Genomic DNA, 22,934 nt, shown 5'->3' with positions numbered 1-22,934 from the left:
TGCATTCAGCCAAGGTTTGCGTCACTATGTCTGAGCCCCGCGATACGCTTTTTCGCTACTTAACCATGTTGCAGTTGATTCCTCGAGCACCAGGGCGTATCGCGACCCCCGTGTTGAAAGAGAAGCTTGCAGAGCGCGGGTTCAATATCGATACACGTTCGCTGCAGCGGGATTTAAGCCAGAAGCTATCCACGCAGTTTCCGATTGGCTGTGACGATAGCCAGAAACCTTACCGCTGGTATTTTGATCGTGACTTTCAGTGCCAGCTACCTGCGCTGGATGTGCCTGGCGCGCTGACGCTGGTTCTGGCGGAAGAGTACTTGAAAGGGTTGCTTCCTCCGGTGGTGGTCGGCCAACTCTCGCACCACTTTACCGATGCGCGAAAACTGCTGGACGATATGAGCACTAATGGGCTTAGTCAGTGGGCACGCAAGGTACGTGCCATTCCCAATGGCAAAGCGCTAATCCCCGCTGAGATTGACGAGGCAACCTGGCAGACCATTTCGCAGGCGCTCCTTGAGCAGAAAGCCGTTGACGTGATTTATCTATCACGCACCAGTCACTCTGAAAAAGCGTTGACGCTTCATCCTCAAGGCATTGTGAGCCGCCACAGCGCCACCTATCTGTTAGCTCATGTGGACGGGTTCAGAGACCTGCGCCAGTTCGCCCTTCACCGAGTGAAGCTGGCAACATTAAGTCATCAGCCCTGGCAGGCGCAGCACGATTTTGACATCGATGAGTACATCCAGGGCGGTGCATTTGGATACCGTCAGGGGCCAAGCGATGTGGTTCTGGAAGCTGACATCACCAGATCAGTAGCGTGGCTATTACAGGAAACGCCGCTGTCAGACAAACAGTCGATAGAAGCATTGCCGGGCACTGACAGTTGGTATCGGCTAACCGCCCATGTACCGGATGACCAACAAACTCTGTGGTGGCTGATGGGCATGGGGCCAAATATCAAGGTCCTTGCACCTGATGTATGGCAAGAAACGATCAAAACCAACGCAGAACAGATGCTGGCACACTACGCCACCGAACACTCTGCACCGTCATGAACAGCTTTTATTCCCAGGTTCTGACATACATGTTTTCCGCATGCGGAAAAAGCCACGACTTATCGTTTCTACACAAAGGAGGGTTACCATGCTCTATTTTGCTTACGGCTCCCACATGGCTACCCAGCGTTTAACAGATCGCCATGCGCGCGAGACGGCGTTATACGCGACGACAGAACTCACCATGGGAACTGCCTAATGGATAACGATACACGCTTGATCGATTTTTACAGTGGCGAAGGGCTGGACCATAAAGGTCGGCGTCTAGAGGATATTTGGGCGCTGTCGTCCTTTTGGCTAGAACACACCCACGACTATATTCAGTGGCTGTTCCCTATCCCTGAGGCGGGCAGGTTTAACGGCTTTGCGCCCCTTTTAACACCCGCCGTGCAAGCTGCCTTTCAAGATAGCGATGTTATGCGCCAGCACCAGCAGCAATCGCTAACGGTGATGCTTGATTTTTTTGGCCTCGCCCGGGATGGAAACGGCATCGTTGCTCAACCAACGTTAGCGATACCGACGCAAGTCTGGCTGAAAGCCGGTGGCCATAACCATTTACGCATCACGCGTATCATTCGGTCACTGGCGTTGTGTCATCAGCCAGACCTCGCACGCACTTTTCAGCAAGCCGTCATCGAGATTGGCACCCACCGGGGGGTGGTTTCTGATTCATCAATTCAGTATTGGCGGGAGGCGTTTTAGACCCACCCCCAGAATCGAGTGGTTGCAAACCCAGAAAAGACAAAAACGGGAATACTTCAAAGCAGGAAAAGATATGGTTATCTAATTTAGATGGCGTCCCTGGCAGGAGTCGAACCTGCGACCTGCCGCTTAGGAGGCGGCTGCTCTATCCTACTGAGCTACAGGGACTTAGGGGGCGCGTAGTATAGCGCGTTGGCTTGCCTCGGCCAACCGTCGCGCTTTAAATCCACCCCGCCAGGCGCAGGGCGAAAATGCCCAGGGTCACGGTGATGCTGGCCATCAGGGTGGTGATGGCGATGATATTGGCGGCCAGGGCCACGTTGCCGTTGATGGCCTTCACCATCACGAAGCTGGCGGCGGCGGTGGGGCTGGCGAAGAACAGGAACAGCAGGCCCAGTTGCGCGCCGGAAAAGCCCAACAGCCACGCCGCGACCGTTGACAAGGCGGGCAAGGCGACCATCTTCATCAGGCTGGCACTCATGGCCACTTGGCTACCTTCACGCAAGCTGGACACCGAAAGCGTGGCGCCAATGCAGATCAGCGCCAGGGGCAGCGTCAGCGAGGCAAAGTAGTTGCCCGAGGTCATCACCCAGCTCGGCAGCCCTACCGAGAACGCCGTGAACGGCAACGCCGCGAACACGGAAAGAATCAGCGGGTTCTTGACGATATGCCCCAGCAGGCTGCGCCAATCGGTGGATTGGCCGGGCTGGTACGCCGCCAGGGCCACCACGGAAAGCGCGTTGTACATCACGATCACCACGCCCAGCAGCAGGCTTCCCGCCGAAAGCCCGTAGTTGCCGTACATGCCCGCCGCCAAGGCCAGCCCCACCACGCCGCAGTTGCCGCGAAAGGCCCCCTGCACGTATATCCCTCTGTCTGCCTGGGGCACACGTAGATGCGCCCAGCCCCAGCTCAGGGCGAACTGCGCCAGGGTGGCCACGGCGAAGAACAGCAGCAGCGGAATGTCCAACGCGACACTGAGGTCGGCCTTGACTAGACTCAGAAAAATAAGCGTCGGCAGCGTCGCCTTGAACACCAGCGTCGAGGCCGTGCTGATAAAGGCACTGTCGATCCAGCCAAGGCGTTTCAAGCCAATGCCGATGAACACCATGGCAAACACGGGTAGCGTCACGTCTAGCGTGCGGGTAAACAGTTCCAGTAGATCCACAGCAGCTCTCTCAGTTGGATAAGCGACGTCTTATACTCTACCGTTGACCAGGATTTGTCGACTGGCTAGACAGGCACCTCGGCATAAGGGAAAGTAGCCCTAAACGCGCATCACGGATACGTTACGTATGGTACAGCCCGCCGTCCCTGAACACGAAGCACAGCGGCCTCTCACCCTGAAGCGGTACACACTGGGGGATCTTTCGGCTGACCAGGAGTTTGACCGCATCACCCGTCTAGCGGCTGCTTACTGCGAAACCCCCATGGCCTTGATCACGCTGGTGGATGCCAGTCACGTCTGGGTCAAAAGTGGCGTGGGCGAATACAGCCCCAAGGTATTGCGTCAGCTCTCATTATGCGGGGAAGCCATCCTCGAACCCAAGCTGTTCGAAGTATCGGATGCACGCCTGGATGCGCGGCTCCATAAGTTGCCCATGGTCAGTGAAGCGCCCCATGTCGTGTTCTATGCAGGCATGCCGCTGGTTGCCGATAATGGCAACATCATCGGCACGCTGTGCGTCATGGATCAAAAGCCCCGCCAACTGAGCCCTATCCAGCGGGAGTTGCTACAACAACTGGCCAGCAGCACCATGCTGCAGTTCGAACACTACCTGAGCCAGCGCGCCTACCAGGCCATTGGCAATGCCGCCATCGGCCTCTGGGAGATGGATGTCGCCACCCGCACCACCCACTGGAACGATGTGGTCGATGCGCTCTATCAAACCGATGCTCGGCAAGCCAACACCTTCGAAGCGCGCATGCAGGCGTACACCTCGGCTGACCGCGCCCGGCTCGTCGAAGCCATCGACACCGCCATTGCCCACGGAACGCCCTTCAACGACATCTTCGAGATGCAGCCCCCCTCGGGCGAGCCGCTCTGGGTCAGAATCACCGGCACCCCCTTGGCCGTGGATGGCCAAGTGGTGCAGCTCATCGGCACCATGCTCGATGTCACCCCCCGCAAGAAGGTCGAAACACAGCTACTGCGCCAGCAGGCACTGGAGCAGGCCATCATGCGGGCGCAGGCCAGCTTCATCGACGAACAGGGCAATGCCAAGGCGCTGAACCCGCTGCTCGACGACCTGCTCACCCTCACCGGCAGCGAATACGGCTTCATCGGCGAAGTGCTTTACCACCCCGACAAGACGCCCTACCTGGTGGCCCATGCCATCACCGACATCAGTTGGGACGAGCCCTCGCGACAGTTCTACGCTCAGAACGCCCCCAACGGCATGGTATTCAGCAACCTGGACACCCTGTTCGGTCATGTCATGCGCCACGAAGAAGTGGTCATTGCCAATGAGCCCGCCCACGACCCCAGGCGCGGAGGCCTGCCACCGGGGCATCCACCGCTCGATGCGTTTCTGGGGGCACCGATTCACTTCCACGGTCGTTGCATCGCCATGATTGGCCTGGCCAATCGCCCCGGGGGCTATCATCCCGACCTGGTGGAGTACCTGGCCCCGCTGCTGGGCAGTATCGGGCAGTTCATCAACACTCTGCGCCACCACCGCCAGCAGCAGCAAGACCAACAGGCTATCGCACGGCTCTCTCTGGTGGCCAAGAATACCAGCAACGGTGTGGTGATCACCGATGCACGCGGCAACATCGAATGGATCAACGATGGCTTTACCCGGCTCAGTGGCTACACCTTCGCAGAAGCGGTCGGCAAGAAGCCGGGGCAACTGCTGCAGGGCAAAGCCACCGACCGCGCCACGGTACTGCGCATCGCCCATGCCCTGCGCCACCGCCAGCACTTCGAGGAAGAGCTGCTCAACTACCGCAAGGATGGCACCCCGTACTGGGTACATATCAGCTGCAACCCGCTGCCCGCCAACGAGCAAACCGGCGGCGGCTTCATTGCCATCCAGTCGGACATCACCGACACCAAGCTGCACGAAGAAGCGCTGTACAAAGCCGCCAATATCGACGAGCTGACGCGGCTACCCAACCAGCGGCTGGCCCGCACGCAGTTGGAAGCGCTGGTACGTCAGGACACCCCGCTGGCCGTTGCGATCCTCAACATCGACGATTTCAAACGCCTCAACGACCTGTTTGGCTACGCCACCGGCAACAGAATACTCAAGCGCATTGCCAAACGGCTGGAAGCGTTGGTCAGCCCCTTCAAGGCCCAGGGCATCACGGCGCGGCTCAGCGGCGATGAGTTCGTGTTGGCCGGGCCAGTCCAGCGCCTTACCCCGTCCACCATCCAGCACGCCATCCAGCAGCCGCTGCATGTGAACGGGCAAAAGCTGAAGCTCACCGCCTGTCTCGGCATGACCAGCTACCCCAAAGACAACGTCGACCCAGACGCCCTGTTTCGCCATGCCTACCAGGCGCTGTACCAGGCCAAGACCCAAGGGATCGCCCAGTGCGTCCGCTACAGCACCGATGAAGAACACCTGGTCAAACTGCGCCAGCAAGAGCGCAGCGCCATTCAGCACGGCCTGGCCAATAACGAGTTTCGTCTCTACTACCAACCCCAGGTCGATCTCAAATCGCACACCGTGGTCGGGGCGGAAGCGCTGATTCGCTGGATTCACCCGCAACACGGGCTGCGCAACCCGGCAGAGTTTCTACCCCTGCTGGAAGGCAGCGAGCTGGAGTTTCATCTGGGCGAGTGGGTCATCGAAGCCGCCTTGAAGCAGCTGCAAAGCTGGCTGGCCATGGGCATCGAACTGCAGGTGAGTGTCAACATCAGCCCGCAACACCTGCTGCACCCCGGCTTTCTGCCGCAGTTGGAACAGCTGCTGCTGTACTACCCGCAAGTCCCCTCACGGCTGCTCGCCATCGAGATACTCGAATCGGCCACGCTGGATGACATGCAGGCCGCCCTGCACGTGCTGGAAGAGTGCCAGCGGCTCGGCATCGAAATTGCCCTGGACGACTTCGGCACCGGCTACTCCTCGCTGGCCTACTTCCGTCGCCTGCCCGTGCAGTTGATCAAGGTAGACCGCGACTTCGTGCGCGATATGCTGGAAAGCAAGGATGACAAGGCCATCGTGGAAAGCATCATCTTCATGGCCAGAAAATTCTCACGGCCGGTGCTGGCCGAAGGGGTCGAGACCATGGAGCATGCCAAAGCCCTGCTGGCCATGGGCTGCCATCTGGCACAAGGTTACGGCATTGCCCGTCCGATGCCCGCCGACGCACTACCAGGCTGGCTGGAAACCTGGCAGGCGGAAGGGTTTGCGCTGGGTTAATCGAACAACGCCATCGGGTCGCTTTCCCTCGTCAGCTTGACCATGACGCCGTCGCGCCCCTGGCCCTTGACGTCGTAGCTGGCGGCGTCGGCACGGGCCAGGGCGACTTCCACGGCGTCATCGCTTTCATCGAAGACGGTCACCCCAATACTCAAGGTAACGGTATATTCCTTGCCCTCATGGGTCACCGACACCTCGCTCACCGCCTTGCGCAGTGAATCGGCAATCACCTTGGCTTGCCCCAGCGTGCAGCTAGGCAACAGCACGCCAAACTCATCGCCCCCCTGGCGGGCCACGTGGTCGCTGCGGCGCACCTCCCAGGCCACCACCTGAGCAATACGGCGCAGCATCTCGTCACCCAAGGCATGGCCGCCTTCGTCATTGATCGGCTTGAAGTGATCCAGGTCGAACAGCAGCAGCGCCGAAGGCGTACTGGTTTTCTGAAAATCGGCGAAGGCCTCTTCCAGGCGGCGCTCGAAGCCACGTCGGTTCAACAGCCCGGTCAAGGGGTCATGTTCGGCTTCCCAGCGCTGCAACGCCTCTTGCTGGCGCCGCTCGGTAATGTCCTTCACCACACCGACCAACCCCAAGGAGTGGCCGCCTTGGGTCAACATCACCACCCGTGCATGAATGTCCAGCCACAGCGTTTCGCCGTCGCTGCGCAGAAAACGCAGCTGGCGCACGAAATCACTGCCGCTATTCAAGCTGTGCAGCCACATATCACGCGCACCCTCACGTTCATCCGCGTGAATCTGTGTCAGCCACTGCTCCATCGGAGTATCGGCTGAAATGCTCAGCATCTGCAAAAGCGCAGGGTTCATGTAGGTGATCTTGCCACCGAAGTTGGCCACGAACATGCCCTGAGGCGTGGCACTCAGCACCGAATCGAGAAATGCCTCACGCTCCTGCAAATGGCCCACCAGTTGCTGGCGTTCCCCTTCCACCCGGTTGAACGTAGTGGCGACCTGCTGTAGCTCCTGCATCCCCGTGGCCAGGGCCAACTGCGAGCGCCGCCCAGCCCCTACTTCACCAATCTGGCGTTCGAGATGCTCCAGGGGCTTGAGAATACGCGCCTGCAACCACCACAGCAGCGGCATCATCAACAGGGAAATCACCAGCCAGATACCAAACAGCTTGGAGATGAAGCCCGAAAGCGGAAGCTGCGCCTGCTCGGTGGGCAAATAGAGCCCAACGACCCAGTTGGCTGGCCACACTTGCGCATATGCTTGCAGGCTGGAGCGCCCGTCGGCCAGCTCGCTGACCCCCTCCCCTTGCCAGCCGTCCAGGGCCAGGTCCAGCAGGGCATTGCGCTGGGCGTGACTGATTTCTGCATTCACCAGCTCGTAATCAGGGTGGTAAAGAATCTTGCCTGACGCCGTGGAAACCGCCGCAAAGCCGTGGTCACCCAAACGAATCGTGGCCAATCGCTTGAACAGGCCGCTACGGTCCAGGCTCACCATCCCCGCTACGAACCCGGCAAAACGACGCTCCTCGTCCAGCCGAGGTACGATCATCAGCACCATGGGTGCGCCGCTTGCACGGCCAATAAAAGGCTCGCTCACATAAGGGCGGCGTGTACCGCGTACCATCTTGAAATACTCGAGTTCTGCCGTATCGAGTCCCACTCGCCCCACCACACTGGGCCAGTCCGCCACGATCTCACCATACTCGTCACTCACAATCAGTCCATCGAACCAGGAGAGCAAGGCATCGTTTTTCTGCAGCTCATACGATAACCAACTCGTTTCGTTGGCGGACCCCATGGCGCTGCTCAACAGCTCCAACGCAGTAATGCGCTGATTCACCTGCTGAGTAATCTCATCGGCCAGCAAATCGGCTTCATAGCGCAGGTGGGCGATATTGATCTCGTGCACCATAATTTTGCCGACCTGCCACGCCATGCCCAGCACGGCCCCCGCCAAGATGGCCAGCGCACAGGAAAGCCCCAGCAGCAGCCGGCTTTTTAGCGAACGAAGCGTAATCAGTCGATGGATCAGGGGGGCTAGGCGCACCAGAAAACCCTATTTCGTTAACTTTCCTTGAGTGGGGCTCGCGAGTTCAGACGCTATCATGGCTCGAAAGAAATAACTTATCAAAAACAACTGAAATGTGCGCGTTGAGACAAATCAACTTAGCTATTTTCTAAGCCAAGCGCGTGCGAATTGATAACCACGCTTATTTCACGTATGTTCGCCGCCTATCTCGCAAACCACCCGACAAAACATTTCGGCACACTCCATGGCAAAACGTACGGCGGGTTACACCTCTAAAGGCATTGGCAGCATCACACCACTCGCCGCATTTTTAAGAGAATTCGACGACGTCCTTCCGCTTCGTCCCCTCAGTGCCCAACCAGACGCCGTCATTGGGTGGGGATTGAAACCTACCAGCCGCCGAGCAAGGCGCTACGCCAACAAGCGCCGTCTTCCCTACGTCGCCCTGGAAGATGGTTTTTTACGCTCTTTAGGGCTTAGTAGTGCCGGTTACCAACCGCATAGTCTCGTAGTGGATTACAGCGGCATTTATTACGACGCCTCACGACCCAGCGACCTAGAGCAGTGGCTAGCGACCGCCGACTTTTCGTCGGAAGAAGTATCCAGGGCCGAACATTGCGTCGCCTTACTAAAGCGTTATCGCTTATCGAAATATAACCATGCGCCGGACAAGCCTCTGAGCGCTAGTGGCGCCACCGTGTTAGTGGTCGACCAAACGGCGGGGGATGCATCCATCGAGTATGGTGGCGCGAGCGCCGCCAGTTTTTCAGCCATGCTGGAGCACGCACTGGCCTATCACCCCCAGGCCAAAGTGCTGGTCAAAATTCATCCCGATGTGATTGCGGGTAAAAAGCAAGGGCACCTTACCAGCGCTCTTCAACACCCGCGCTGCCAGGTCATCAGCGAAGATATCAACCCCTGGGCCCTGTTCGACCAAGTCGACGACGTCTATGTGGTGACTAGCCAGCTTGGCTTCGAAGCGCTTATGGCGGGCAAACGTGTCCACTGCTTTGGCACCCCTTTCTATGCTGGCTGGGGCCTGACCCAAGACCAACTCCCCTGCCCGCGGCGCACGCGTTCTCGTACATTACCAGAAGTATTCGCGGCGGCCTATCTTCGCTATTGCCGTTACGCTAACCCCTACACGGGCCAGCCATCCACGCTGGAAGAGACGATACACCTCATCGCTGACCAAAAGCGTCAGCAAGAACGGTTGAGAGGCGCATGGCTCGCTTGCGGCTTCTCCTCTTGGAAGCGACGTTTTATCAGCGATTTTCTGGGCCCTGCTGCCCGCGTTCGTTATCAAAAGAGACTCCCCCATCAAGCCGTCGAGCCTCAACGGCTGCTGGTATGGTCGAGCCGTATCGACGGCACCTTCAAAACGCAGCACAGCGAACTGTTGCCTCATCTTTGGCGCATGGAAGACGGTTTTATCCGCTCGGTGGGCCTGGGCGTCGACCTCACTCAACCCTTGTCACTGGTGATAGACCGCCACGGTATTTATTACGACCCCAGTCAGCCAAGCGACCTGGAAACGCTACTCAACGAGCATGAATTTAGCGATGACTTACTGGCCAGGGCCGCCGAATTGCGCCAACGCCTTGTCACCCTGAAGCTATCGAAATATAACGTGCCTGGGGCGGCAGACATTGCCTTACCCGATCATCGAACGGTCATTTTAGTGCCGGGACAAGTCGAGAGCGATGCGTCCATCGCCACCGGCTCACCGAAGATCCGCACCAATAGCGCGCTGCTAAAAGCCGTGCGCCAATCTCAGCCGAATGCTTTCATCATCTACAAAGCACACCCTGATGTGATCAGCGGGGCTCGAGTAGGCAAACTCGATACTGATGCCAAACGTCTGTATGATTTGGACGCCAGCCACGTCGACATCACCGCTCTGCTAGAGCGCGTGGATGCCGTGCATACAATGAGCTCGCTGACCGGTTTTGAAGCTCTGTTGCGTCATCGTCAAGTGACGACCTATGGCCTGCCTTTTTATGCGGGTTGGGGGCTAACGCAAGACGCCCTGCGCTGCCCAAGGCGCAACCGGACGCTCACCCTGGATGCCCTCGTTGCTGGCACGCTATTGCTGTACCCCAATTACGTCGACCCCACCTCTGGTCAGCTTTGCAATGCCGAGACCGTCGTCAGCCTATTGGAGCGGGCAAAGTTACAACAATCTAATGCACAAACACCGCTACTTACATGGAAGCAGCGCCTTTATCGCTGCTATCGTAACTTGTTGATTGGAAGCCATTGAGTTGAAGCAGAAGCGCGCATTCTTATTCTTACAAGGCGTTTGCTCGCCCTTTTACCAACGCTTAGCCCGCCGCCTCACCGACGACGGCCACCGCGTGGTGAAAGTTAACTTCAACGCGGGCGATCTCCTCTATTGGCAGCGCACGCACAGTCATAGCCACTTGTTTCGCGGCCCTCTGAGCGAGCTGCCCGCCTACGTCACCTCACTATGGCAACGCTACGGCATTACCGACCAGGTCCTGTTCGGCGACCGGCGTCCCGTGCACCGCCCAGCGGTCGACCAAGCCCCGGCCGCAGGCATTCGCACCCACGTGTTTGAAGAGGGCTACTTCCGCCCCTTTTGGATCACGCTGGAACGTGAGGGAGTCAACGGCCACTCGCTGCTGCCTCGCGATCCCACCTGGTTTTATGAAACGGGCAAAGTGTTACCTGAGCTTCCCTCTCCAGTACGCTTTCGCTCATCGTTTAAAATCCGCGCCATGCACGATGTGGCGTACCATGTCGCCGGTCTGGCGAACCCCCTGGTCGCACCGCGCTATCGCAACCACGCGCCCATTACCGCACCGGTGGAGTATGCGGGCTACCTAAAGCGCTTCACGCTGCTCAAACAGTGGAAAAAACGCGATGCAGCACGGATTAAGCGATTGATCGGAAGTGGCAAGCCCTACTTCATGCTGCCGTTACAGCTAAATACCGATGCGCAAATTCGTGACCACTCTCCCTACGCCAACATGGAAGAGGTCATGGACCACGTGATGGGCTCGTTTGCCGAACATGCACCAAGCGATACCTTGCTGTGCATCAAGAACCACCCGCTCGATATGGGACTCGTGGATTACCCCTCCATCATTCAACGTCTCTCAGACTTTTACGGCTTGGATGGGCGCATCGTGTACCTCGAGTCCGGCGATCTGAATGCGCTGATCAAGCATGCAGTGGGTACCGTCACGGTGAATAGCACCGTGGGCATCGTCTCACTTGAATCAGGTTGCCCCACCTTTGCGCTCAGCGACCCCATTTATAATCTGGCAGGCCTTACCTACGAAGGCTCGCTGGAGGAGTTTTGGCACCAGCCACCACCGCCCAGTGCCGAATTGTTCGGCTATTTTCGCAATACCGTGATGCATACCGCCCAGGTAAACGGCGGTTTTTACTGCCAGCCCAGCATCGATCTTGCGGTCAATAATGCTGCGCACATATTAGAAGCCTGCCCATCCCCTCTGGAGAAGCTGCTGTGAGTGTTGATGCAACGTACTCGACAAAGACACCACACACACGCCGCGTACTGATTACCGGCGCCACGGGGGCCATCGGCGGAGCGCTCGCCAAGGCGTATGCGACGCCCCAGACGCATCTGATTCTGCATGGACGCAACGTCAGCGCCTTAGAGGACGTGGCTAACGCCTGTCGAGAAAAAGGGGCTGACGTGTCGCTCTCCTCCATCAACCTCACTGATGAGGAGGCACTAGCGCAGTGGCTCACCACACTCCGTGCCGAGCAGTTGCCCGATATCGTGATCGCCAACGCAGGCAAGAACACACATCCTGAGCAGTTGGGGGAGCTCGAGCCCTGGGCCGATGTTCAAGCCTTGCTGAACATCAACCTGACCACCCCCATTGCCATGGCGCAGCACTTGGTACCCGCCATGCGCGCACGGGGTAGCGGCCAACTGGTATTCATTAGCTCACTGGCAGGTTGGCATGGACTACCCAGCACGCCCACGTACAGTGCCAGCAAAGCGGGCATCAAAGCGTATGGCGAAGCCTTGCGCGGCTTGCTCGCACCCTGCGGCATCGGGGTAACGGTCGTCATGCCCGGCTACGTCACCTCCCCCATGTGCAATGCCATGCCTGGCCCCAAGCCCTTTGAGTGGCCACCCGAACGAGCCGCCAAAGTGATCATTCGTGGTATTCGCGCCAACCGCGCGCGAGTCAGCTTCCCGTTTCCGCTCAACTTCGGCACTTGGTGGCTGGCCGTCTTGCCGGCAGGCGTGTCGCAGTGGCTCATCAAACGACTGGGTTTCGATCATGTAGGAGGCCGGTAAGATGCTTGGCCACCTGCTCCTATCGCTTAGCCTGCCGCTCTTCATCGGGCTAGTGTTCAGCCTAGCGTTCGAAGCGCTGCTGTCTCCACGGCCTGCTCCTCTCTGGCAGCGGCCGATGGCAGCCAATGTGATCCATCTCGGCAGTTGGCTACTGCTATTTGGGCTTTTCACGCTGCTGCTCCAGCGTCCCTGGTTTGCCGTGGTCTTCGTGCTGTCGCTCCAGCTCGTGGTGGTCCAGTCGAGCAATACCAAGTCCAAAACGCTCAACGAACCGTTCATCTGCCACGACTTCGAGTACTTCTGGGACGCCATCCTGCACCCACGGCTTTATGTCCCGTTTTTTGGCATTGGCCTCGCCATCGCGGCCAGCAGCGCGGGGGCCATCGCCATTGGCAGCTTTCTCTATGTGGAGCCGTCGCTGGTTAGCCAGTGGAGCACCGTGCTCTTTTTACAAAGCACCGGACTGCTGGCCGGGCTCGGGGCGGTGCTGGTAGCCGTTGGTTTACGCTCACTCGGCGCCATGTCCCTGCAACCGGTCGAGGACCTACATCGCGTGGGGCTATATGCCAGCCTTTGGGCCTATGGGGTAGCATTGATGCGCTCGTCACCGCCTGCCCCTTCGGCATCCCCCTACGCGGCTGCCAGCCAGCCCAGTGCCGTCGCTTCGCAAGATAGCGCCGAGCGACCCAATGTCGTCCTGGTCCAGAGCGAATCCTTTTTCGATCCGCGCCTATGGTGTCCAGAGGTTGCGCCGACGCTACTGCAACATTTCGATGCCACCTTTACCGAGGCCGTCGAAAAGGGCGAGTTGAGCGTGCCGGCCTGGGGGGCCAATACCGTACGCACCGAATGCGCCGTGCTCACGGGGTTGGCACCCAGCGCCTGGGGTGCCCGCCAGTTCAACCCCTACCGCACGCTAAGCCGTCACCCGCTACCCAGCGTGGCGAGCGCTTTTCGCGCCCAGGGATACCGCACTATTTGCGTGCACCCCTACCCCGCTACCTTCTACATGCGCGATAACGTCATGCCGCAGTTGGGTTTCGATACGTTCATCGATATCAGCGCGTTTGACAGTAGCGACAAACACGGGCAATACATCGGTGACCAGGCCGTGGCACGAAAGGTTGGACGCCTGCTGAAAGATGACGATAATAGGCCGCTGTTTATTTTCGTGATCACCATGGAAAACCACGGCCCGCTGCATTTGGAGGCGCCTACGCAGGCACGCTTGGCGGCGACCCTACCCAACGCGACTTGGCCGCTTGCAGACCACCTGCGTGAACTCGCCGTCTATTTGCACCACTTAGGTGAAGCTGATCAAATGTTGGCGAACGTTAAAACCGCGCTAAACGAGCGCATGAGGCCTGGCATACTGGGCTGGTATGGCGACCATGTGCCTATACTGCCGGATGCCTACGGGTACTTCATGCCCCCTACGGGCAGCACCCCATACATGATATGGTCGACGCAACCAACGCCACCCGACCAAACGCCTGCCAAGCAGCCGCCGCAGGACATAGCCGCCAACGAACTTGGCCTTCGGCTATTTAAACAAGTGTTTGGACACGATATAAGTAACGATGTGATCAAGGCAGAACCAGAACCTCAGGAGCAAGAATGACTAAACGCGTGGCCATCATCGGTGCCGCCCATCGTTTCCCAGGCACCACCCCTGAAACGTTCTGGCAAGACCTGCAAGCCGAAAAAGACCTCGTCACCCAAGTAGCGCCCGACCGCTGGAGCCACGATGCGTTCTGGCACCCCGACAAGCGCCACCCCGGCACCAGCGTGACGTTCGCCGCCGGTAGCCTGGGCGATATCAGCGGGTTCGACGCAGAGTTTTTCGGCATCTCCCCCAGGGAAGCAGCCAATATGGACCCCCAGCAGCGCATGCTGCTAGAGCTCGCCTGGGAAGCCATGGAAAGCGCGGGCATCGTGCCCAGCACCCTGCGTGGCAGCCAGTGCGGCGTCTTCGTGGGCGTGGCCAGTCTGGATTACTCCTATCGGCTGGCCGACGACATGGCGGCCATCGACGCCTCCACGGCCACGGGCAACACGTCCAGCATCGCCTCCAACCGGCTGTCGTACATTTTCGACCTGCACGGCCCCAGCATGTCGCTGGATACCGCGTGCTCGTCCTCGATGGTGGCGTTTCACCAAGCTTGCCAATCCATCCGTAGCGGTGAAACCACGATGGCGCTGGCGGGCGGTATCAGCCTGCACCTGCACCCCTACGGTTTCATCATTTTCTCCAAAGCCAGCATGCTGTCGCCCACCGGGCGCTGTCAGGTGTTCGACGAAGCGGGTAATGGCTACGTACGCTCCGAAGGCGCAGGACTTTTCCTGCTCAAAGATTATGACTTAGCCGTCGCCGACGGTGACAACATACTGGCCGTGGTCGCCGGGTCAGCCGTGAATACCGACGGTCATAAATCCGGCCTGACGGTGCCCAACACCAGCGCTCAAACCGACTTGATGCGTCGCGCCTACGAGCAAGCGGGCATCTCCCCCGATGAGATCGACTATTTAGAAGCCCACGGTACCGGCACCGCCGTTGGCGACCCCATCGAAACCCGCGCCATTGGCGAGGCCATTGGCAAACATCGGCAAACGCCGCTGCCGATTGGTTCGGTAAAAAGTAATGTCGGCCACCTGGAAACCGCCTCGGGCGTGGCGGGGCTTGCCAAAGCGCTTTATAGCCTGCAGCACCGCGAGGTGCCCGCGACCATCGGCATTCGCAAGCTGAATCCGCGCATCAAGTTCGACGAATGGAACTTGAGCGTGGTCACCAAAGCCCAGCCGCTGAAACCCACAGGCCGTTTGGTGATTGGCATCAACTCGTTTGGCTTTGGTGGCGCCAATGCCCACGTCATTTTGGAGAGCGCACCGGAAAAAGCGGCAGCGCCTCGCCAAACACCCGCTACCCCGCTGCCCATTCGCCTTAGCGCCCGCAGTGAAGCGGCCTTGACCGACAATGCACTGGCGCTGGCCCAGCACCTGCAGGTATCCGGGCAGGATTTTTACGATATAGCCCATACGCTTTATCACCACCGTGAGCAGCACAGCCACGGGGCGCTCTGCTTTGCCAGCAGCGCTGACGAAGCCGCCACGGCACTGCGCCAGTTTGCCGAAGGAGAGGCCAGCCCCGTCATGACGCTAGAGCGCCTCGCCAATGCCCGAGGCCCGGTGTTCGTCTACGACGGTAACGGCTGCCAGTGGGAAACCATGGGCCATGACCTGCTGGATACCGACGCCGACTTCACGGCCGCCATCGACCGTGTCGACGCTCTGTTCCAGCGCTACGGTCGCTTCTCTCTGCGTGATGAATTAGCAGGCCGCAACCGGTCAGAAGGCGAAGAGAGCCGCTTCGTATGCACCGAAATCGCCCAGCCCGCACTATTTGCCCTTCAGGTGGCGCTGACCGAGTGGCTAAAAGCGCAAGGCATTACGCCAGCCGCCGTGTTTGGGCACAGCGTAGGCGAGGTAGCGGCCGCGTGGGCATCTGGCGCACTGAGCCTGGAAGACGCGGTCAAAGTGATTTATTACCGCAGTGACTATCAGGGCAAAACTCGCGGCCTAGGGGAAATGACGGCGGTGGCGATGAGTGCCGATGAGATCACTCCTTGGCTCGCCAAGCCCGAATTCGACAAGATCAGTCTGGCGGGCATCAATAGTCCCAAAGGCATTACCCTGGCGGGCGATCGCGACCAGCTCGGCGAGCTGGAAGCTGCGCTGAGTGCCGAAGGCACCTTTGCCAAGCGCCTGCCGCTGGATTACGCCTTCCACAGCCCTGCCATGGATAGCATCCAGTCGGGTGTGGTCGACGCGCTGGCGGACATCGAGCCCCAAGCCACCCAGATCCCCTACGTCTCTACCGTGACCGGGGCGGTCAGTGAAGGCACACAACTAGATGCCCACTACTGGTGGCTCAACATCCGCGAGCCGGTGCTCTTCGATAACGCCGCGACCGCCCTCATCGAGCAGGGTTACAACGTCTTCGTCGAAGTCGGGGCGCACCCGATCTTACGCCGCTATCTCAACGAATCGCTGCGCCAGCAAGAGCGCAGCGGCTTGGTCTTCGGCACCATCGAGCGCCACAAGCCCGGTTTAGAGGGCTTAAACCGCACCACCAGCCAACTGCTGCTCAGTGGCTTGAGCCTCGACAGCCAGCACTTCTTCCCCGTGGAGGGCCAGCGCGTCCTGCTGCCCCGCTACTCATGGCAGCGCACTCACCTATGGGTTCAAGGCACCAACGACGGCCAAGGCCTGCTATCACGCTATTACCAGCACCCGTTGCTGGGTTACCCATTAGCGCAGCAAGAGCACACCTGGGAAAGCCAGCTGGACACCAAGCGGCAGCCTTGGCTGGCCGACCATGTGGTGGGTGAAGGGGCCGTCTTCCCCGGCGCGGGCTTCATCGAGCTGGCCCTGGCCGCCGCCATGCAGCAAAAAGACACCCCGCTGCTGGATATCGAAGAGCTGGAAATTCGCGCGCCGCTGCTGCTGGACGGCCCCAATGGCCGTACCATGCGTCTCACCCTCGACCCCGATGATGGACGTCTGGCCATCCACTCCCGAGAGCCCGCCACGGGAAGCGAGTGGCAGCTCAATGCCGTGGCACGCCGGATGCGCGAAAGCCGCGGTTTCCTGCTCAACCGCAGGGCGCCAGCGCTGCCCAAACGTGATGCTGACTATACCCTGGATGAGCATCTGCACATGGCCGAGCGCATCGGCCTGCACTATGGCCCAGCGTTTCAGGCGATTCAACGCGGCTGGATCGAGGGCGATAGCGTCATTGGGGAAATCGCTCTCTCAGAGGCGGTAGCGGCTCAGTTAAACACGCTACACGTGCATCCGGGCATTCTGGATAGCGCTTTCCAAATGTTCATTCCGCTGCTGGCACAGCACAGTGAATTCGCCGCCCAACTCGCCTTCGTACCGGTGCGCGTCGGTCGTATCCAAGTCAATGCCGAGGCAGGCACGCCCGTGTTGGCGCGTGCGGTCATGGGCAAGCGTGCTCCGCACTCTTTCACGGCGGACTTCGAGCTTTACGATGCCCAAGGGCGCGCCGTGGCGGTGCTGAGCCAGACCCGCTTCAAGGCCATTCGCCTCAACCGCGCGCACCACCAGCACTTCAGCTACCTGGATATCGAACTCACGCCCGCGCCGCTCAGCGCCGTCACGCTACCCATGCCCAGCGAAGCCCTGCCACGCCTGATGGGGCTGAGCGATGCCTTCAGCGCCAGCACCGGCCAGCGTTACGCCCAGGAAGTCGCTCCGCTGCTGGACAGCCTCAGCGAAGCCTTCGCCCAGCAGGGCCAGCCTGCCGAGGCCACCGCACCCGGCGACGATGCCGCCAGCGACGAATCAGCGCCCCTGCCCCCGGAAACCATCTGGCAACTGCTGGTCCAAGACTACCCGGACTACTTCGCCCCCATTCATCTGGTGGGCAGGCTCGGTCTGCACAAGGAAGCCCTGGCGCGTGGCACCGACACCCTGGAAAGCCTGGGCGTCACCCACGAACACCTGGCAGGCATCAACCGCGTCCTGATTGGTGAAAGCGGCTGGCAAGTACTGGCCAGCGAGCTGGGCAGCCTGATGGAAGCAGCCCTGGCCGCCCTGCCCGAAGGCCAGCGGCTGGCGCTGCTGGAAGCAGGCCCCTGCGCCCCCGCGCTGGGCCAACGCCTGCTGGAACGGCTTGCCCATCACTCGCCCAAAGTCACCGACAGCTACCGCTACCGTGCGCTGACCACCAGCGACACGGCGCGCCATCAAGCGGAGCAGCTGCAGGAACGCTACCCGCTGATCGACGTTCAGCCGTTGGAAGAGACCCTGCCCACGCTGGCAGAAGCACAAAAAGCCCAGCTGGCCTTCATCAGCGCCGATGTCACCCAGCCCGAGCGCACCCGCCAGCTCATCGAGGCCTTGCCTTCGCAGTTGGCACCGGGCGCACAGTTCATCGTGGTCGGCATTCATCCCAGCCGCTGGCTGGACGACCTGCTGGCCACCCCCGGCATCGGTCAGGCCGCGCTGGAACAAGCCACCCTCATCGAGTGGCTCTCCGCCCAAGGGCTCAGCGTGACCGCGCCCATCGAGCTGGAAGAGAACGGCGCCTACCTGCTGCACGCGCAAGCCCCCAGCGAACAGCCGGGCAGCGCAGCGCAAGCGACCCAGGCACATACCCTGGTCATTGCCGACGCTGCTCAGCAAGCCCTGGCCAACGCGCTGGCCGCAGCGCTGGAGAACGTCACCCTGCTCAGCGATGGCGAGCCTGCGGCCCTGCTGGCCGAACAGCTGCGCCAGCACGAAACGCCTCCCGCCGCGCTGAACGTACTGGACCTGCGCGGCCTGGGCCAAGACACTACCGCCGCACAGACCCAGCGCTGCCACCTGGCTCAACAGTGGTCGCTGGCCCTCGAACACAGCGGCCTGGAAGCCCAGGGCAGCCGTGTCACGCTGTGGCTGCTCACCCAGGGTTACCAGCACGGCGACGACGCCGCACTCTGGGGCTTTGGCCGCTCGCTGGCCAACGAAGCCGTGGGCCACAGCGTCACCCTGCTGGAACTGCCCGAGCAGCCCAGCAGCGAGGCCCTGGCCTGTATGGCCGATTCCGTGACCCACCCGGATGCGGAAAACGAGCTGGTCATTACCCAGGCAGGCACCCGTTACGCCACCCGCCTGCGTACCCTGCCCGCCCCGCACCCGCACAAGGCCAGCCAGGCAGCGCCGCGCCAGGCCATGACGCTGGGCTTTGCCCTGCCCGGCCAGCTGCGCCAGCTACAGTGGCGGCCACGCCAGCTCCCCGAACTGGGTGCCAACGAGGTGGAAGTGCGCGTCAAGGCCACCGGCCTGAACTTCCGCGATGTCATGTACACCCTCGGGCTGCTCTCCGATGAAGCCATCGAAAACGGCTTTGCCGGCCCCACGTTGGGCCTGGAGTTCTCCGGGGAAGTCGTGGCCGTCGGCAGCAACGTCACCCACTTGGCCCCCGGCCAAGGCGTGGTCGGTTTCGGCCCTGCCAGCTTCAGCGACCGCCTGGTCGCCAGCCAGCACGCCGTGGCACCGCTGCCCGAAGGCGTCAGCTACGCCGCAGCCGCCACCATTCCGACCACCTTCTTCACGGTCTACTACGCGCTGAAGCACCTGGCACGCCTGCAGCCCGGTGAAAAGGTGCTGATCCATGGTGCTGCCGGGGGCGTGGGCATTGCGGCGCTGCAAATTGCCCAGTGGATGGGCGCCGACATCTACGCCACCGTGGGCTCGGAAGAGAAGCGTGATTTCCTCCGCCTAATGGGCGAAGCGCGTCTCTATGACTCCCGCTCGCTCACCTTCGCCGAAGAAATCCTCGAAGACACCCAAGGCGAAGGCGTCGATATCGTGCTCAACTCCCTGGCCGGTGAAGCCATCAACCAGAACCTGCGCGCACTGCGCCCATTCGGTCGCTTCCTGGAGCTGGGCAAGCGCGACTTCTACGAAAACACCCACATTGGCCTGCGCCCGTTCCGTAACAACCTCAGCTACTTCGGCATCGACTCCGACCAGCTGATGAAAGTGCAGCCGGCCCTCACTCAGCGCCTGTTCGGCGAAATGATGGCACTGTTCAACGACGGCACGCTGAGCCCGCTACCGTTTACCGCCTTCAGCCACAGCCAGGTCATCGATGCCTTCCGCTACATGCAGCAGGCGCGCCAGATCGGCAAGGTCGTCGTCACCTACGAGCAGCCCATTGCCCCACCGCGCCAGGAGCAGCTGGGCACCGCCAGCATGCAGCTACCCAGCAATGCCAGCTACCTGGTGACCGGCGGCCTGGGTGGCTTTGGCCTAAAAACCGCACAATGGCTGGTCGATAAAGGCGCACGCGAGCTGATTCTACTCAGCCGCAGCGGCCCGGCCAGTGAAGAAGCGCAAGCAGCCGTGGCTGACTTCGAAGCGCAAGGTGTGAACGTGCTGGCGGCGGCGTGCGACATTACCGACCGCGATGCCCTGGCACAAGTGTTCGAGCGCGCCAAACGCGAGCTCAGTCCGCTGCGCGGTATCGTGCATGCCGCCACGGTCATCGATGACGGCCTGATTCGCAACCTGGATGCCGAGCGGATTCAAAATGTGCTCTCACCGAAGATCGACGGTGCCAAACACTTAGAGGCGCTGACGGCCAACGACACCCTCGACTTCTTCGTGCTCTACTCATCGGCCACCACCCTGTTCGGCAACCCAGGCCAAGCCAACTATGTGGCCGCCAACCACTGGCTCGAAGCGTTCGCGGCCCGCCGTCGGGCCCAAGGTCTACCGGCCACCTGCGTGCGCTGGGGCGCCATAGAAGACGTCGGCTTCCTGGCCCGCAACACCCGCACCCGCGATGCCCTCCAAGAGCGTTTGGGAGGCTCAGCGCTGCGTTCCGACGATGCCCTGAAGGTGCTGGAACAGATGCTGCTGACGCCTGGGCCAAGCCTGGGTGTGCTGGAGCTGGAATGGGGCGCACTGGCGCGCTTTTTGCCCACCTCCGACACCCCGCGTTTCGACGAAATTGCCCGCGCCAGCGATGACGACGGCAGCCTGGATAGCGACGACGACATCAGCGCCCTGCTGGCCGACCTCTCGCCGGAAGAGCTGCACAGCACCATCACCGAACTGCTGCGCGCAGAGCTGGCCAGCATCCTGCTCATCGACGAAGAGAAGATCGACGTCAACCGCTCGGTGTACGACATGGGCTTCGACTCGCTGATGGGCGTGGAACTGATGACCGCCATCGAGAACCGCCTGGGCGTTCAAGTGCCGGTCATGGTCCTCAGCGAAGCCTCCACCCTCGACAAGCTGGCAGGCGTGCTGATCCAGAAGCTCCACCAGCACGATGAAGACGTTGAAGAGTCGCCGCAAGATGCGTTAGCCTCTCTGGCCGCCCGCCACGGCGCGGACGGCATTACCAGTGAGCCCGCATCCTCCCCAGCGACAGAGACACCATGACCGCCAAGCGTTCAGAACTAAAACGCCAGCTACTGGAACAGGCGCGCAAGCGCCCTACCGCAAGAGCCAGCCAGCCCACTGCCCCTGCCACCAGTGCAGGGGCAACCCGTTCCGTGCCCGAACGCTTCACCCGCTTCGATGCCCACCCAGGCTATCAACAGCTCTCGATGATGCGTCAGGGCGCGCAACAGCTGGGCTTGCAGGTGCCGTTCTTCAAGGTGCACGACGGCCTGGCCGGGGCCACCAGCGTCATGCAAGGTCGCACCTGCATCAACTTCGCCAGCTACAACTACCTGGGCTACTCCGGCGACCCGCGGGTCATCCAGGCCGCCTGCGAGGCCGCCCAGCACTACGGCACTTCGGTATCTGCCAGCCGTGTGGTCTCGGGCGAACGGCCCATTCATGGCGAGCTGGAACAGGCCATCGCCAAGGCGTATGCCGTGGAAGATGCCGTGGCCTTCGTCAGCGGTCACGCCACCAACGTCTCCACGCTAGGCTACCTGCTGGGCCCCAAGGATCTGATCCTCCACGACGAGTACATCCACAACAGCTTGTTGGTCGGTGCCCAGCTCTCCGGCGCCAAACGCATGTCGTTCAGCCACAACGACCCCGACGCCTTGGAGGCATTGCTTGTCCAGCACCGCCATCAGTTCGAGCGCGTGCTGGTGGTGATCGAAGGGCTTTACAGCATGGACGGCGACATCCCCGACCTGCCGCGCTTCATTGCCCTCAAACAGCGCCATCAAGCCTGGCTCATGGTGGATGAAGCCCACTCCTTCGGCGTGATGGGCAAAACCGGCTTGGGCCTGCGTGAACACTTTGCCATCGACCCCACCGATGTCGATATCTGGATGGGCACCATGAGCAAAACGCTCTCCGGCTGCGGTGGCTACATCGCGGGTAGCACCGCGCTAGTCGAGACGCTGCGCTACTTCGCACCGGGCTTTTTGTACAGCGTCGGCATGCCCGCCCAGGTCGCCGCCCCCTCGCTCAAGGTGCTGGAACTCATGGCCCAGGAACCCGAGCGGGTCGCCAAGCTACAGGCCATCTCCCGTTACTTCCTCGAACAGGCGCAAGCACGCGGCATGGACACCGGCCACAGCATCGGCTCCGCCGTGGTTCCCGTCATCGTTGGCAGCTCACCCCTGGCCGCCAAGCTCTCCAACGCCCTGCTCGAAAAAGACATCAACGTCCAACCCATCCTGTACCCCGCCGTGCCGGAAAAAAGCGCCCGCCTACGCTTCTTCCTCTCCTGCGAACACACCCAAGCGCACATCGACGAGACGTTGGATGTACTGGAGAAGCTATTGGCGGAGGGAAAGTGAGGAGTGAGGAGTGAGGAGTGAGGAGTGAGGAGTGAACCGTAGCGCGGCGTAACGATTGAGCGAGAGAAACGAGCGAAAGAGGCACCCGCGAAGGGCGGCGCCAGCCGCCCCGATTACGCCACCGCGACCCTCTGTGCCCCCATCGGCAACGCTAACGCATTGCTTCGCGGGTGCGCTCCGCTTACACCGCGCTACGGGTACTCACCACCGCCTATCAC

General features: G+C 60.7%; 11 protein-coding genes and 1 tRNA gene. 9 read left to right on the top strand and 3 right to left on the bottom strand.

Going from position 1 to position 22,934, the window contains the following annotated elements:
- The first annotated feature begins 26 nt into the window (after positions 1-26).
- Positions 27-1,058: a helix-turn-helix transcriptional regulator gene (locus tag RVM26_RS03660; RefSeq protein WP_016915973.1), complete on the top strand. Its 1,032-nt coding sequence runs from the start codon at positions 27-29 to the stop codon at positions 1,056-1,058.
- Between the two features lie 198 nt (positions 1,059-1,256).
- Positions 1,257-1,760 carry an opioid growth factor receptor-related protein gene (locus RVM26_RS03655; protein WP_287808305.1) on the top strand — a complete coding sequence of 168 codons (504 nt, stop codon included), beginning with the start codon at positions 1,257-1,259 and terminating at the stop codon, positions 1,758-1,760.
- Between the two features lie 91 nt (positions 1,761-1,851).
- Here the strand turns inward: RVM26_RS03655 and RVM26_RS03650 are convergent.
- A tRNA-Arg gene (locus RVM26_RS03650) sits at positions 1,852-1,928 on the bottom strand.
- Positions 1,929-1,980: 52 nt separating this feature from the next.
- On the bottom strand, positions 1,981-2,928 hold the full coding sequence (locus RVM26_RS03645) for an AEC family transporter (protein ID WP_039177736.1): 948 nt from the start codon (positions 2,926-2,928) through the stop codon (positions 1,981-1,983).
- A gap of 127 nt (positions 2,929-3,055) precedes the next feature.
- Between RVM26_RS03645 and RVM26_RS03640 the strand changes: the two genes are divergently transcribed.
- Positions 3,056-6,130, top strand: a complete 3,075-nt coding sequence (locus RVM26_RS03640; protein ID WP_498940876.1) for a bifunctional diguanylate cyclase/phosphodiesterase — start codon at positions 3,056-3,058, stop codon at positions 6,128-6,130.
- On the opposite strand, the gene RVM26_RS03635 is transcribed toward RVM26_RS03640, so the two are convergent.
- On the bottom strand, positions 6,127-8,142 hold the full coding sequence (locus RVM26_RS03635; protein WP_498940874.1) for a sensor domain-containing diguanylate cyclase: 2,016 nt from the start codon (positions 8,140-8,142) through the stop codon (positions 6,127-6,129). The genes RVM26_RS03640 and RVM26_RS03635 overlap by 4 nt on opposite strands.
- 226 nt (positions 8,143-8,368) lie before the next feature.
- On the opposite strand from RVM26_RS03635, the gene RVM26_RS03630 reads away from it, so the two are divergent.
- The 6 genes from RVM26_RS03630 to RVM26_RS03605 are packed head-to-tail and all read left to right on the top strand — an operon-like array spanning position 8,369 to position 22,716.
- Positions 8,369-10,387 carry a capsule polysaccharide biogenesis protein gene (locus RVM26_RS03630; protein WP_498940872.1) on the top strand — a complete coding sequence of 673 codons (2,019 nt, stop codon included), beginning with the start codon at positions 8,369-8,371 and terminating at the stop codon, positions 10,385-10,387.
- A 1-nt stretch (position 10,388) separates the two neighbouring features.
- The gene (locus RVM26_RS03625) at positions 10,389-11,624 is read left to right on the top strand and encodes a capsule polysaccharide biogenesis protein (protein WP_498940870.1); all 1,236 of its coding nucleotides are present in this window, start codon (positions 10,389-10,391) and stop codon (positions 11,622-11,624) included.
- Positions 11,621-12,430 carry an SDR family NAD(P)-dependent oxidoreductase gene (locus tag RVM26_RS03620; protein ID WP_498940868.1) on the top strand — a complete coding sequence of 270 codons (810 nt, stop codon included), beginning with the start codon at positions 11,621-11,623 and terminating at the stop codon, positions 12,428-12,430. Before RVM26_RS03625 ends, RVM26_RS03620 begins: the two co-directional genes overlap by 4 nt.
- Before the next feature lies 1 nt (position 12,431).
- Complete coding sequence (locus RVM26_RS03615; RefSeq protein WP_498940866.1) at positions 12,432-14,051, top strand: LTA synthase family protein; 1,620 nt, start codon at positions 12,432-12,434, stop codon at positions 14,049-14,051.
- Positions 14,048-21,391 carry an SDR family NAD(P)-dependent oxidoreductase gene (locus RVM26_RS03610; RefSeq protein WP_498940864.1) on the top strand — a complete coding sequence of 2,448 codons (7,344 nt, stop codon included), beginning with the start codon at positions 14,048-14,050 and terminating at the stop codon, positions 21,389-21,391. Before RVM26_RS03615 ends, RVM26_RS03610 begins: the two co-directional genes overlap by 4 nt.
- Entirely contained in the window at positions 21,388-22,716 is a 1,329-nt protein-coding gene (locus tag RVM26_RS03605; RefSeq protein WP_498940862.1) for an aminotransferase class I/II-fold pyridoxal phosphate-dependent enzyme, read from the top strand. The genes RVM26_RS03610 and RVM26_RS03605 overlap by 4 nt, the downstream gene beginning before the upstream one ends.
- Positions 22,717-22,934: the final 218 nt, after the last annotated feature.

It is taken from the genome of Halomonas sp. KM072 (assembly GCF_050710315.1).
GTDB classification, from domain to species: domain Bacteria; phylum Pseudomonadota; class Gammaproteobacteria; order Pseudomonadales; family Halomonadaceae; genus Vreelandella; species Vreelandella hamiltonii.
Note: the sequence above shows the minus strand (reverse complement) of the source record. Positions and strands in the feature narration are given on the sequence as shown.